Origin of the sequence: Pseudomonas sp. MWU12-2319 (genome assembly GCF_023242525.1) — a bacterium.
GTDB lineage: Bacteria > Pseudomonadota > Gammaproteobacteria > Pseudomonadales > Pseudomonadaceae > Aquipseudomonas > Aquipseudomonas gingeri_D.
In genome coordinates, this window is sequence record NZ_JALJES010000004.1 from 105,854 (window position 1) to 119,145 (window position 13,292).

At 63.6% G+C, this 13,292-nt stretch carries 11 protein-coding genes; all 11 read right to left on the minus strand.

Annotated elements, in window-relative coordinates; translation table 11 throughout:
* Positions 1-24 precede the first annotated feature (24 nt).
* Positions 25-1,413: an efflux transporter outer membrane subunit gene (locus M5C01_RS08075; RefSeq protein WP_152736788.1), complete on the minus strand. Its 1,389-nt coding sequence runs from the start codon at positions 1,411-1,413 to the stop codon at positions 25-27.
* Positions 1,410-2,420: a hypothetical protein gene (locus tag M5C01_RS08080; RefSeq protein ID WP_152736787.1), complete on the minus strand. Its 1,011-nt coding sequence runs from the start codon at positions 2,418-2,420 to the stop codon at positions 1,410-1,412. The genes M5C01_RS08075 and M5C01_RS08080 overlap by 4 nt, the downstream gene beginning before the upstream one ends.
* The gene (locus M5C01_RS08085) at positions 2,417-4,582 is read right to left on the minus strand and encodes a peptidase domain-containing ABC transporter (RefSeq protein ID WP_152736786.1); all 2,166 of its coding nucleotides are present in this window, start codon (positions 4,580-4,582) and stop codon (positions 2,417-2,419) included. Before M5C01_RS08085 ends, M5C01_RS08080 begins: the two co-directional genes overlap by 4 nt.
* A complete protein-coding gene (locus M5C01_RS08090; protein WP_248764294.1) occupies positions 4,579-5,859 on the minus strand; it encodes an HlyD family efflux transporter periplasmic adaptor subunit in 1,281 nt (426 codons plus the stop codon). The genes M5C01_RS08085 and M5C01_RS08090 overlap by 4 nt, the downstream gene beginning before the upstream one ends.
* A 204-nt stretch (positions 5,860-6,063) precedes the next feature.
* The gene (locus tag M5C01_RS08095; protein ID WP_177100966.1) at positions 6,064-6,216 is read right to left on the minus strand and encodes a hypothetical protein; all 153 of its coding nucleotides are present in this window, start codon (positions 6,214-6,216) and stop codon (positions 6,064-6,066) included.
* A 211-nt stretch (positions 6,217-6,427) separates the two neighbouring features.
* Positions 6,428-6,991: a phosphonate degradation HD-domain oxygenase gene (locus M5C01_RS08100; RefSeq protein ID WP_152736785.1), complete on the minus strand. Its 564-nt coding sequence runs from the start codon at positions 6,989-6,991 to the stop codon at positions 6,428-6,430.
* Positions 6,988-8,124 (minus strand): TIGR03364 family FAD-dependent oxidoreductase, encoded by a 1,137-nt coding sequence (locus tag M5C01_RS08105; RefSeq protein WP_152736784.1) that lies wholly within the window; start codon positions 8,122-8,124, stop codon positions 6,988-6,990. The genes M5C01_RS08100 and M5C01_RS08105 overlap by 4 nt, the downstream gene beginning before the upstream one ends.
* Positions 8,125-8,272: 148 nt before the next feature.
* A complete protein-coding gene (locus tag M5C01_RS08110; protein ID WP_152736783.1) occupies positions 8,273-9,295 on the minus strand; it encodes a putative 2-aminoethylphosphonate ABC transporter substrate-binding protein in 1,023 nt (340 codons plus the stop codon).
* Positions 9,296-9,348: 53 nt separating this feature from the next.
* Complete coding sequence (locus tag M5C01_RS08115) at positions 9,349-11,073, minus strand: putative 2-aminoethylphosphonate ABC transporter permease subunit (RefSeq protein WP_152736782.1); 1,725 nt, start codon at positions 11,071-11,073, stop codon at positions 9,349-9,351.
* Between the two features lies 1 nt (position 11,074).
* A complete protein-coding gene (locus M5C01_RS08120; RefSeq protein ID WP_152736781.1) occupies positions 11,075-12,151 on the minus strand; it encodes a putative 2-aminoethylphosphonate ABC transporter ATP-binding protein in 1,077 nt (358 codons plus the stop codon).
* Between the two features lie 260 nt (positions 12,152-12,411).
* The gene (locus M5C01_RS08125) at positions 12,412-13,275 is read right to left on the minus strand and encodes a LysR family transcriptional regulator (protein WP_178129704.1); all 864 of its coding nucleotides are present in this window, start codon (positions 13,273-13,275) and stop codon (positions 12,412-12,414) included.
* Positions 13,276-13,292: the final 17 nt, after the last annotated feature.

Here is a 13,292-nt window from a genome sequence, read left to right on the forward strand (position 1 = left end):
CTGTGCTGAGAGGCACGGCAACGCTCAGGACCACCCACCGCCCAGGCTCTTGTACAGGGCGATACGGTTGCTCACCTGCAACAAACGGGTCCTGATCAGGGCTTGTTGCGCCGTGCTCAGGCCGCGCTGGGCGTCGAGCACCTCAAGGTAGCTGTTCAAGCCATCCTGATGGAGCAGTTGCGCCAACTCGACGCGGCGCGACTCGTTCAGCACCAGCCGTTGCTGTGCATTGAGCTGCCGATTGAGCGGCTCGTTCGAAGCCAGCGCATCGGCCACTTCACGAAAGGCCTGCTGGATCGAACGCTGATACTCGACCACGGCGATATCACGCTGCACCTTCGACAGCTCGAGCTGCGTGAAGCGCCGACCAATATCGAACAGCGGCAAGGTCACGGCGGGGGTGAAGGACCAGCCCTTGGCCTCGCCGGAAAACAGCTCGCTCAACTGCGGGCTGCTGACACCGAAGAAGCCGGTCAGGGAAATGCTCGGCAGAAAGGCCGCCCGGGCGGCACCGATATTGGCGTTGAAGGCCTTGAGCCGGGCCTCGGCGGCGCGAATATCCGGGCGGCGCACCAACAATTCGGAAGGCAGGCCCGGGGCAATCTCCGGCAACGGTGGCCCTTCGCTCCACTCCCCGGAGGACAGACGCGCGGGATCAAGCGTCGTGCCCACCAGCAACTCCAGGCGGTTCAGCGCCAGCCCCTGTTGACGCGCCGCGTCGGCCATCTCGGCCTCCAGGGTCAACGCCAGCGTATCGGCCTGACGCAACTCCAGTTCGCTCGCCAGTCCCAATTCCTGGCGGCGGCCGATCAGCCGTTTCGACTGGCCCGCCCGCTCCAGCAACTGTCGGTTCTGCCGGTGCAATTCAAGATGGGCACGGTGTTCGTAGTAAGCCGTCGCGACCTCGCCGACCAGACTGATCCCCACACTCAGGGCATCTTCTTCACGGGCCACCAAGCGTTGCCCGACTTCGGTTTTCAACGCCCGGACGCGGCCCCAGAGATCCAGTTCAAAGGCGGTGATCCCCAGCCTGAACTGCCCTTGCTCGCGGATCACCGCCTTGCCAGTGGGCGAGTCCGCGGCGGAAATCTTCTGCCGTTGCACCGAACCGTCGATCCCGCCACTGGGCCATTGATCGGCGGTGGAAATCCCATACAGCACCCGGGCCTCGTCGATGCGCAGGACGGCCACCTGCAGATCATGGTTATGGACCCGCGCCAGCTCGATCAGCCTTTGCAGCTCGGGGTCGGGAAAAACCTTGTGCCAGTCCGGTAACGGCACGGCATCGCCCTGGGGACTCGCGTCTCGCCAGTGCTCGGCCACGGTTGGCGACGGCTGCTGGTAATCGGGAATAAACGAACACCCGGCCAATAGCAGGACAACCAGCGTCAGCCCCGGGCTGCGCCTCATCATCTGAGCCCCCGCCGTTGCAGCAGACCCGGCAGTCCCGAGGACTTCTCCTCCGAAGTCTTTTGCCGCTGATAGAAAGCCTCCAACCGCGACAAGTAGAACCAGTGCTCGGGAGCCTCGGCAATAAACGACTCCATCGCCCGCGCCCATTGCGCCTGCATATCCGGTGCGGCGGCCCGGGTGATCCACCGAATCACATGCAGCTCACCGCAGCCGCCAAGCTCGGCACGATGCCCTGCCAGCAGCACGTCGCATTTCATTTTCGCCGCCAGGAACATCGGCCCCTTGACGAATTGCGCGGCGCGGCCGAACAGGTGGCCGTCCACCGGCTCGCCGGAACGTACTCCACCGAAACTCACCGGCAGGTCGGCAAAGATGATCACCTGGTCGCCGCGCTTCAGCGCCCGGGCAATCGCCAACGCGGTTTTCGGATCGTTGCTGTCGAGAATATCCACGCGATGCCCGAAGGCTTCCAGGCTCTTGAGGGAGCGCCGGGTCAGGGGATCGTTGAAGTTCCAGATCGGAATGATGAAACGCTTCGGCGCCGGGCAACGCTCGATCATGCAGGCCACCGCCATCCAGTATTCGCCCGTGTGGGCCAGCACGATAATCGTCGAACGCACCCGCGTACGCGGCCAGTGTTGCTCCGGGTCGTGCCAGGTAATCGCGCGAATCCAGGCCCGCAGCCGCTCGGGATAATCGCGAGGGTAAAGCACCTGGTAGATCGCGCACTGCAACTGGATGGCGCTGTAGCGACAAGCCACTAGCCGACAGGCGCGGGGCTCCAGTCCGAACAATTCGAGGTTCTGCCGACAGGTGTTGTAGTCCGGGCCGCGCCACGCGGAGGGCAGCCGCAGCAGCACGACCGGCAACAGCGGCAAGCAACGGTGCGCAACCTTCAGCCGAAAGATCAGCGCCAGTCCTTTCACCAGGCGCGCCCGCAACCCGGCCTTGCAGCGCATCCACCACAGCCAGCGGCGGATCGGCCAGCCCGGACGAAACGGAGTCATCGCGCCGCGCCGCTCAACGGCCGCAAACGCCCCTGATGCATCAGCAGTACCCTGTCGCAGGCCAGGGCCACCGCCTTGTCGTGGGTCACGATCACACACAGCATGGGCAAGCGGCGCACGGTCTCGATAATCACATCGCGGGCACTGGGGTCCAGATGGGAAGTCGGCTCATCGAGCAACAACAGTTCCGGGCGCCGATACAGTGCCCGGGCGATCAACAGGCGTTGCTTCTGGCCCGAGGACAATTGCACGCCCATGGGTCCGAGCAAGGTATTGAAGCCATTGCTCAGTTTCAGGATGCTTTCCAGCAACCCGGCCTGCTCGACACAGCTCTGCAAACGCGTACCGTCCAGCGGGTCGCTGTCCATCAGGATGTTCTCGATCACCGTACCGGCGATGATTTCGTCGTGGGCCGTGACATAGGCCACGCTCTGGCGGTAGCGGCGCAAACCGAAATGCCGCATCGCCTGGCCGTTGATCCTGAAGCGCCCGGTGTCCAGGGCATAGAACCCGGCGAGCACTTTCAGGAAGGTGCTCTTGCCGCAGCCCGAAGGGCCGAATATCGCGATGCGTCGGTTCGGGCTTTCCAGGCTGAAACTCAGCTCCTCGAAGGTCGGCCGGTCGAACGAGCTGTAGCGAAAGCGCGCGCCTTCGATCTGGATCGAGCGCAAGGGTTGCTGCTGGCCAAGGGGATCGGCGCTGTACACACTCGACTCCACCTGCTCGACCGGCTCATCGACGATTTCCTCGACCCGCTTGAGCTCGACCTTCACCAGCCGCAGGTTCATATAGCTGTCGACCACCTTCAGCGCGCAGCCCATGAACATGTCCTTGTAGAGGACAAAGGCGAACAGGTCGCCGACGCTGTTCTCGCCGTGGAGCACGGCCAGCGCACCGAGGGCGCTGACCAGCAGCGAATGGCCATGGGACAACCCTTCGTGCACCACCTGGTTCATCGCCTGCAAACGCTGGACGCCGGCGCGGGCCATTTCGGTGTCGGTGTGCTGGTTGCTCCAGTTCGCCAGCTTGGCCGCTTCGTAGTTGTAGAGCTTCATCGACTCGACATTGCCCAGGGTGCCGAGCAAGGTCACGTTGCGCGCCGTCTCGGCTTCGATCGAGGTCTTGTGGTGTTTCTCCATGACCGGCAGGGTCACGCCGCGAAACAGAAAGAACAGCAGGCACAACAGCAACGACAGCGCCGCCAGCTTGGCATTGATCAAGGCCATCAACGCCAGGAACGCCACGCCAAAGGCCAGGTCGATGGATATGTCCATCCAACCGGCGGTGAACTGCACGAAGGCTTTGTCGGTGGCCTGGGTCCGCCGCAGGATATCGCCGGGGGCGCGGCGCTCGAAATAACTCACCGGCAAGCGCAGCAGCCAGGCGATCACCCCGGTGGACAGGTCCTGGCTCAGGGCAACGCGCAGGCGCATATCGAGGACCGCCCGCAGCCAGGCGGCGAGGCTCTTGAACAGAAAGATCCCGCCAAAGACATAGAGGATCAGAAACAGGAAATCCTCGTCGTTCTTCGCCACCACTTCATCGATGGTCAGGGAAAACAGCTTGGGCGCGGCGATGGCGCCGAAGTAGCCGACCACAGACAGCAGGCCCATGGGCACCAGGTAACGCAACAGCCAGGTGTTCTTGCGCAGCACGCCGAGCGGGCCGAAGGTACCGGGAACACGCCGATGGACCTGGGTGGTGAAGCCCAGCCCCGGCAGCATTTCCAACGCCGCGCCGCTGAACATCGACAGCGCTTCTTCCCAGGTATAGAAACGCCGCCCCACCGCCGGATCGACGATATGCAGTCCTTGGCGATTGGTGGATTGCAGCACGACGAAGTGCATATTGTTCCAGAACAGGATCGACGGCGTGCGCAGTTGCCGCACATCGTGCAGTTGCAAGCGCAGCGGGCGGCAGCTGAAACCCAGCTCTTCGCTGACCTTGATCACCTGGAACAGCGACATGCCGTCCCGCGCCACCCGGTAGCGCTGGCGCATCTCGCGCAAGCTCAGGGCCTTGCCGTGATAACCGGCGACCATGGCAATCGAGGCCATGCCGCATTCGGACATTTCGTCCTGGAGAATCACCGGGACCGTGCGCTGGAACAACTGCCGCGAGCGGGCCAGGGCCTCGCGCAGGGATCGCTTGAGGCGGCTCATGCGGATTTATCCACAGGCCGCGCCGGGGAGCCCAGCGTCGGCAGGTAGTCAGGATTGCCCGCCAGCCCACGGAGCACCGGCAGGAACAACCACTCCATCAGGTTCAGGCGTTCCAGACGCAATGAACCGCTGAGGGTCATGCCGTCCTTGAGCCAGTCCTGGCGGATCTTGGTCCGTGGGTCGGAAAAGTCGAGCTTCACCTCGGCGCGATAAGTCGGCCCCGGTTCCTCGCCATCGGTCCTGGCACCGGGCGCGGCTTCCAGGTAGGTACTGGCGGTGCTACGGACAATCTGCCCCCTGATCACGCCATAACGCTCATAGGGAAACGCATCGACCCGCACGATGACTTCGGTGCCAGCGCCGGCAAAACCGATGGCCGCCGGGCTGACATCGAGGACCACCACCGGCGCCTCGTGCAGCGCCCGGCTGATGCGCAGCAACATCATCGGCTGGCCGCCCTGGGCCCGGGCCCCGGGGAACACCGAGACGGCATCGACCACGCCCTCGACGGGGGACAACAGGACATATTCCTGGCTCTTGTTGAGGTTCTCCAAACGCTCGCGCAAGTCATGGCGTTGCCGGGCGAGATCGCTGAGGCGGCTGCTGAGAGTGTGATCGGCTTCGCTGCCGCGCTGCTCCAGTTCGAGGATCCGTTGCTGCGCGCTGGCCTGGGCCAGGTCGTTATTGGCCAGGTCCTGGAGCACAGCCTCGTGCTTGACGATCGCCTCGTTCAGCGCCGCCACGGACACCGCGCCTTCGGCGGCCAGGCGTTCATGACGCTGGCGATTTTCCTGGGCAATCGCGGCCCGACGCTGGATCGAGCGCTTGATGGTGGCGGTGAGTTGCAGATCCTTGTGCAGTTGTTCGATCTGCAATTGCAGGAGTTTTTTCTGGGTTTCATGGGCCGAACGGGCCTGGCGTTCATCGCCCGTGGCATCGTCCAGCAAGCTGCCCAGACGCTCGGCGCTTTGGGCGGAAAGGGGTTTGTCGCTGCCTTCGTTGAAGCTTTCCGGCTCCAGGGTGCGGATACGCACCAGGGGCTGGTCCTTGCTCACCGAGTCGCCGGCCTCCACCAGCACTTCGCGGATATGGGCGGGGCGTTCACTGGTGATGCGCACCACATCGCGGGTCAGGATCCGGCCCGGGACATCTTCTTTCTTCGCGTAGTTGCCGATAAACAGCAGGACCAGGCCACCGGCGAAAAACAGGCAGACGAACCAGGCGAAGACCACGGGTGCCAGCGCCGTTCGCGGCGCGACCTTGCCCAACTCAAGCATAGGGGGACTCGTGCATGACAACCGAAACGCCAGGGCTTGCGCCGATGACGATCGATGAGGGAATACAGCCTTGAGGACACAGGGCACCCTGCAGGAGCCGGCTGGCTGGTGACGCGGCCATAAGGTCTCGCGTTGCCCATCCGGACGCCATCGCCGGCAAGCCGGCTCCTACAATGGGCGATAGCTATCGCCCTGGCAGCGGGATCAGCTGGCTTTCTTCAGGCCTTCGGAGATCCAGTCGACCGCTTGGTCGAGGAGCGGACCGAAATCGGTGAAGAACCCGGAACCACGAACGTCCTGGGTCTCTTCGAGGGTCATTTCCTGAAGGGTGTTTTCTTGTTGGGTTGCTTCCAGCATAGATGTAGACCTCGGCATTATTATTGGATGAAGACAACATCGAGTCGTGCGGCGAGAGCACCGTCGAATCGAACTTTCAGGCAGCTCCGCAACGGCGCGCCGTGCTTGAACTGCGAGAGTCATCTTCAGCCAAGGTCGTATTTATTTATATCCGAATAGTCTCTGGCATCCCACGTCAAATCCGCATGGACCTGTGGTCACTTTTCCAGAATCAACGTAGGAACTTCTCCGCCTTGTCGCGCAACAGCCGCAGATCAATCACCGGCACGGCCTTGAGCTTGGCCTGCTCGTCCCAATGGCGCATCCGCAGGCTCACGGCACACAGCGGATCCTGCTCGAACTGCCGAGCCTCTTCTTCCGTCATGACACCGCCCTGGTACTCCAGGGTACGCCGGCTCGCTTCGCTCAAGCAGTCGTAGTATCCGGGCTCACGCAATGTCAGAAAACGCTTGGCCTGGACGTGATATTCCACCAGTCGCGCCAGCCGCTCGCTGAAGCCCGCCCGACGCAGATAGTCCGCGCCAAGACGCTCGTGACTGACCACGCCATAGCCGCCCATATCCCCCGTCGGCCGCTCGCCGGTCGGGCAGATATGCCCGATATCGTGGAAGAACGCGGCCAGCACCACTTCATCGTCGAAGCCCTCGTCCAGCGCCAGCTGCGCGGCCTGGGACATATGCTCCAGTTGGGACACCGGCTCACCGATATAGTCGGCGCTGCCGAACTGCTGGTACAGGCCGAAGACCTCATCCAGCACCTGCTCGACGGACTTCATGCCGACTCCCCCAGCAAATGGGCGATATTGCCTTCGGCCAGGGCCGGACCGACGCTCATGCCAACCCCGGTGTGCATCAGCGCGGCACTCACGCCCGGCACGGCCCGGAGGAACGAAAAGGGACCCGGCCCCCTGGAGCCGTAGACCCCCTGCCAACGCTCCAGCACCTGCACCTTGCAGCCCAGGGTCTGCTCGGCCAGTTCCAGCAGCCAGGTATCGACCTGTTCGGCATTGAACGGCGAGGCATCGCTGCCGTAGTGGTGGGAGTCGCCGATGATCAGGTCGCCATAAGGCGTCGGGCTGATCAGCAGGTGAATGCCGTGTTCATGCAGGTGCGGGCTGTCGCGCAGGATCTCGGCCTGGACCGCCGCCGCTTCCGGCAGATCGGCAAAGGCGCCGTAGTGCACGCAACTGAGGCCCGTGAGCAACGCGTGTTGCAGGTTCAGCTCGACCTGGGGTCGGGCGCGGAGCATTTGCAGGCGGCAGATGCCCGGTTGCAACTGGCTGATGGGCTCGGCCAGCAGGGTCTGATAATCGTGGCCGGAACAGACGATGATCTGTTCCCCACGGAAGGTGCCGGCGGTGCTGTGCAACTGGCCGGACTCGACTTCGCGGACCAGGGTCGAGAAGTGGAAGGTCACGCCCAGGTCCCGTTGCAGGTACTCGATCAGCGTCGGGATCGCTTCGCGGGAATAGAGCTGTTGGTCGTCCAGACCGTGCAGCGCGGCGCGGTGATGGCTGAATTGGCCGCCGTAGAGATCGTTCAGCGCCGCGCCGCGCAGCAGTTCGACGCGGTAGCCCTGTTCCCGGGCGCGACCGGCGCAGAAGGCGTCCAGCAGATGTTCTTCGGCTTCGGTACGGGCGAACAGGTACGAGCCGTTGCGCTTGAGGGCGAAACCGGCCTGCTGCGCCCAGTGGGCCCAGATCTCACGGCTGGCGCGGGACAGCTCGGACATGATGCCCGGCGGCTGGCCGGTGACCAGGGCCTGGCCGAAGTTGCGCACCGAAGCGCCCAGGGGCGTGGCGCTGCGCTCGAAGACCGTGACCTTGAGGCCGCGTCGGGCGGCGGCGTAGGCGTGGGACAGGCCGAGGATTCCAGCGCCGACGATAAGGATGTCGTTGTGGTTTGTCATGGGGTGGGTCCTGAGGGGAATGGCCGCTGCGCGGTTCGCGGGCAAGCCCTGCTCCTACAGGTTCGCGTCGTACGTACATGATGTGTCCGACACAGACTTGTAGGAGCAGGGCTTGCCCGCGAAGAGGCCCGCGAGTCAAGCAAGGATGTTACTGAGGCAACTTCTCCGACTTGCCGTCATAACGCTTGCGCCATTCGGTGAGGATTTCGTCGCGGTTCTTCGACGCCCAGGCAAAGTCGTTCTTGATCAGGCGCTGCTCGTAGTCCGCCGGCAACTCGGTCTGCGGCTTGGCAATACCCGGCTGTGCCAACACGGCGAAGTTTTCCTTGTACAGCTCCATGGCCGCAGGGCTGGCCGAGAAGTCCGCCAGCTTCTTCGCCGCCTCTTCATGGGGGGTGCCCTTCATCACCGCAGTCGCCTCGATCTCCCAACCCAGGCCTTCCTTCGGCAGGATGATGTCCAGTGGCGCCCCCTGGCGCTTCAGCTGCACCGCCGGGTATTCGAAGGAAATACCGATCGGGAATTCACCCGACGCCGCCAGCTTGCACGGCTTGGAACCGGAGTGAACGTACTGGCCGATGTTCTGGTGCAGCTCATCCATATACTTCCAGCCCTGCTCCTGGCCGAAGGTCTGCAACCAGGCGCTGACATCCAGGAAACCGGTGCCGGACGAGGCCGGGTTCGGCATCACGATCTTGCCCTTGTACTCGGGTTTGGTCAGGTCCTGCCAGCTCACCGGCTTGGTCAAATGCTGCTTCTCGGCTTCGACGGTGTTGAAGCAGATGGTCGCGGCCCAGACATCCATGCCAACCCACGACGGCGGGTTCGCCGCGTCGCGATAGTGGTTGCCGATCTTGCCCAGGTCCTTGGGTGCGTAGCTTTGCAGCATGCCCTGCTGATCGAGGATCGCCAGGCTGGAAGCCGCCAGGCCCCAGACCACGTCAGCCTGCGGCCGCGCCTTCTCGGCCAGCAGCTTGGCGGTGATGATGCCGGTGGAATCGCGCACCCACTTGATTTCCACGTCCGGGTTGGCCGCTTCGAAAGCTTTCTTGTAGGCGGTCAACTGCTCGGACTCAAGGGCCGTGTACACGGTCAGTTCGGTTTTCGCGGCAAAGGCATTCAGGCTGAAAGCAGTGAGGACAGCAGCGGCAAGAGCCAGGGGCTTGAACATGGTGCGGTTCCTTGATGAGTGTGGTGGGGTTGGGCAAATGGGTTGTGGCGGGATCAATGCCCGGGCTCGGTCTGCCGCCAGGCCTGGGAGCGGCGCAACACGCCGCGCGACGCCCAGGCCAGCAGCAGCGAGACGGCCACCGAGGTAAACAGGATCAGGCTCGACATGGCGGCGGCACCGCCGACATTGCCGGCGTCGTCCATATTCAGCACCGCCACCGCCGCGAGGATGGTGTCGGGGCTGTAGAGAAAGATCGCCGCCGACACCGTGGTCATCGCCGAGACGAACAGGTAACGCACGATGTCGAGCAACGCCGGCAGACAGATCGGCAACGTGACCCGCAAGTAGTGCCGGTAGAGCGGTGCCTTGAGCGACAGCGCGGCGGCTTCGAACTCGTTGTCGAGCTGGCGCAACGCGGTGGTGGCGGTCATCTGCGCGGTGGTCAGGTAATGGGCGATGGTGCAGACCACCAGCAGGGTCATGGTCCCGTAGAACACATTCAGCGGGTTGCCATTGAGGTTGAAGAAGAACACGTAGCCCAGGCCCAGGACCAAACCCGGGACCGCCATCGGCACGAAACCGAGGATGCGCAAGGCCAGGTTCAGGCCGCGTTGGCTGCGGGTTTTCTCCATCAGGTAGGCCCCGGTGAAAATCAGCCCGCTGCCGATCAATGCTGTGCTCAGGGCCAGGGTCAGGCTGTTGCGGTAGGCCAGCCAACCGCTGCCGGTGGTCGCATTGAAGGCGTAGTGACTGAACGACAGCGACAGGTTGTACGGCCAGAACTTCACCAGCGACGAGTACACCGCCATGCCGAATACCAGCAGCAGGACCGCGCAGATCAACAGCACGATCGCCAGGTAGCAGGCGTCGCGGCAGCGTGACGGTGCCGGTTTGAATACCTGGGCCCGCCCGCTCATGGCCTCGCCATGACGGCGGCGCAGCCAGGCATCAACGGCAAAACTGAACAGCGCCGGCAACAGCAGGATCATGCCGATCAAGGCGCCACGCCCGAATTGCTGCTGGCCGACCACCGCCTTGTAGGCCTCCAGCGCCAGCACCTGATAGTCGCCGCCCACCACCACCGGCACGCCGAAGTCGGTGATCGTCAGGGTGAATACCAGGCAGAAGGCGGCGAATACCGCCTGGCGGCTGGCCGGCCAGGTGATGCTGTGAAACGCCTTCCAGGGACTGGCGCCCATGCTCGACGCGGCGTCGAACAACCGCGCATCGGCCAGGGACAAGGCCGAGATCAGGATCATCAGGGCATGGGGAAAGGTGTAGATGACTTCGCCGAGGACTATTCCCCAGAAACCGTAGATATTTTCCGACAGCAGGCCACGCAGCAGGCCCTGGTTACCGAACAGGTAGACCAGGGCGATACCCGGCAGCATCGACGGGGCCATCAGCGGCAACAGGGACAGGGCGCGCCACAGGGATTTGCCGGGAATCAGGGTCCGTTGCAGGGCGTAGGCAAACAGATAGGCCAGGGGTACGACGATGGCCGCCACACTGAGGGAAACCTTCAGGCTATTACCCAGCAGCCAGTGGAAATTGTCGCTGTTCACCAGTTCCTTTGCCGCGATCCAGCCACCGCCCTGCCCGGCTTCACTGCTGAAACCGCGCCAGAAGATCGCCAGCAATGGCAGCAGCACCGCCACACCCAGCAGACAGAGCCAGAGCAGCTTGCCGCCGACCACGAACAGACGGTCGCCGAGGCCGACCCGGGCGGTCTTCACGCTCGACTGCCGGGACAGGGCCAGGCTGATTTCAGCGGCCATCTCAGGCAAACACCTGGAGGCTGCGCGGCGGCAATGCCACCCAGATATCCGGCGCACCGAGGCGTGGCATGTCCTGCGGACCGATTTCGGCCAACAGCGCATGACCGGGCAACTGGTTGAGTTCGAAGCTCATGCGGCAGCGATTGCCGAGGAAGGTGATCTCGCGAACCCGGGCCGGAAACAGGTTTTCCTCATGCACCGGCGGGTTGACGTTGATCGCCTCGGGGCGGCAGAACAGCCGACCGGAAGCCGCCCGTGCGGTGCCATCGGCCAGGCGCACATCCATGCCACCGACCCGCGCATGGCTGTCGCTGCTGCGCTGGAACGGCAGCCAGTTGCCCTGGCCGACAAATTCGGCGACGAACGGCGTGGCCGGCCTGTCGTAGATTTCCTGGGGCGTGGCGTACTGCTCGACCTTGCCGTTGTTCATCACGGCGATGCGGTCGGCCATCAGCATGGCCTCGTCCTGGTTGTGGGTGACCATCAGGGTGGTCACGCCGAGGTTGCGTTGCAGTTGGCGCAGCTCGGTGCACAGATGCTCGCGGACCCGGGCGTCGAGGGCCGACATCGGCTCATCCAGCAGCAACAACGAGGGCGCCGGGGCCAGGGCGCGGGCCAGGGCCACACGCTGTTGCTGGCCGCCGGAGAGTTGCCCGGGGTATTTCTTTTCGCTGCCGAGCAGGCCGACCAGTTCCAGCATCTGACCGACACGCTTGCGGGTGACCTCGCGACCGCTGCCGGCCAGGCCGTAGGCGATATTCGCCTCGACTGTCAGATTCGGGAACAGCGCGTAGGACTGGAACAGGATGCCGTAGTCGCGGGCTTGGGGTGGCAGATCGGAGACATTGCGTTCGCCGAGGAACAGCTCGCCGTCGTCCTGACGTTCAAGGCCGGCGATGCAACGCAGCAAGGTGGTCTTGCCGCAGCCGGACGGGCCAAGTAGACAGACCAACTCGCCGGCGGCCACGTCCAGGGAGACGTTGTCCAGCGCGGTGAAGGCGCCGAAGCGCTTGCGCACCCCACGGACCTTCATCGGGGCGCCGGGGTTGGCCAGGGCGTTGGCGATCGAGTTGTTCATGGACGGACCTCATCTAGCGGATGAGGGTCATGCTAGGGAGGGAATGCGTAGGCTATGTGGCAATGAGGCCAAAGCTACCGATAGTGGTATTGGTAGATTTGGGTTGAAGACTTGAGTCGCCTGGGCCGACGCCTTCGCGGGCAAGCTCCGCTCCCACAATGAATGCGTCGTACAAATATCCTCTACACAGCGCGAAACCTGTGGGAGCGGAGCTTGCCCGCGAACGGCTGCGCAGCAGACGGCCATTCACCATGGTTCTCTCAGACCGGCGCCATTTCCTGCGCCAACCCCAGAAACGCCGCCGGCAAACGCGCCGCCTTGCGTTCCTTGAGGCAATACAGGTATTCGGGAATCTGCGGGGCATTCTCGATGGTCAGCACCCGCAGTTGCGGGTCGTGAGGGACCTCCTGCCGGGCAATGATGCTGATGCCGATATTGCGTAGCACCGCCTCACGAATCGACTCACGGCTGCCGATTTCCAGCAGCGGGCCATAACTGACCTGCGCATTACGCAACAGCTCTTCCGTCAGATGCCGGGTGGTCGAACCCGGTTCTCGCATCAACAGGCAATGCCCGGCCAGCGCGCTCAGCGGCACATGATCATGTACCGCCAGTGGATGATTGCGATGCACCGCCAACACCAGCGGATCACTGCCCAGCACCCGGCGGATCAACCGCGGGTCCTCCAGCAACTGCGACGAAGCCGCCACATCGACCCGATAATCCTCCAGCGCCTCCAGCACCTGCTGGGAGTTGCCGATCTCCACCGACACTTCCACCTGCGGCAGGCGTTCGCGAAAGGCCTTCACCAGATCGAGGATGTAATACGGCGCCGTCGCGGCAATGCGCAAGGTGCCCTGCACCTGCCCGGCGTTGCGCAGGAAAAACTCGATATCGGCTTCCTGCTGCAACAGCGCCTTGACCATCGGCAGCAAGCGCGCGCCGTCTTCACTGACACTCAAGCGCCGACCGCCGCGATAGAACAACTCGACCGAGTACTGGCTTTCCAGATGACGGATCTGGGTGGTCACCGTGGGCTGGCTGAGCCCGAGCTTTTTTGCCGCCAGGGTGATGCTGCCCAGGCGAGCGACCATATAAAACGCCTTCAGCTCGGCACTCAGCACATCACCCTCTCATTCGT

Bases quoted from the DNA above. Each gene is read 5' to 3' on its own strand.
- M5C01_RS08075 (WP_152736788.1), bottom strand. From the start codon at position 1,413: ATGATGAGGCGCAGCCCGGGGCTGACGCTGGTTGTCCTGCTATTGGCC.
- M5C01_RS08090 (WP_248764294.1), bottom strand. From the start codon at position 5,859: ATGCTTGAGTTGGGCAAGGTCGCGCCGCGAACGGCGCTGGCACCCGTG.
- M5C01_RS08080 (WP_152736787.1), bottom strand. From the start codon at position 2,420: ATGACTCCGTTTCGTCCGGGCTGGCCGATCCGCCGCTGGCTGTGGTGG.
- M5C01_RS08120 (WP_152736781.1), bottom strand. From the start codon at position 12,151: ATGAACAACTCGATCGCCAACGCCCTGGCCAACCCCGGCGCCCCGATG.
- M5C01_RS08110 (WP_152736783.1), bottom strand. From the start codon at position 9,295: ATGTTCAAGCCCCTGGCTCTTGCCGCTGCTGTCCTCACTGCTTTCAGC.
- M5C01_RS08115 (WP_152736782.1), bottom strand. From the start codon at position 11,073: ATGGCCGCTGAAATCAGCCTGGCCCTGTCCCGGCAGTCGAGCGTGAAG.
- M5C01_RS08105 (WP_152736784.1), bottom strand. From the start codon at position 8,124: ATGACAAACCACAACGACATCCTTATCGTCGGCGCTGGAATCCTCGGC.
- M5C01_RS08085 (WP_152736786.1), bottom strand. From the start codon at position 4,582: ATGAGCCGCCTCAAGCGATCCCTGCGCGAGGCCCTGGCCCGCTCGCGG.
- M5C01_RS08095 (WP_177100966.1), bottom strand. From the start codon at position 6,216: ATGCTGGAAGCAACCCAACAAGAAAACACCCTTCAGGAAATGACCCTC.
- M5C01_RS08100 (WP_152736785.1), bottom strand. From the start codon at position 6,991: ATGAAGTCCGTCGAGCAGGTGCTGGATGAGGTCTTCGGCCTGTACCAG.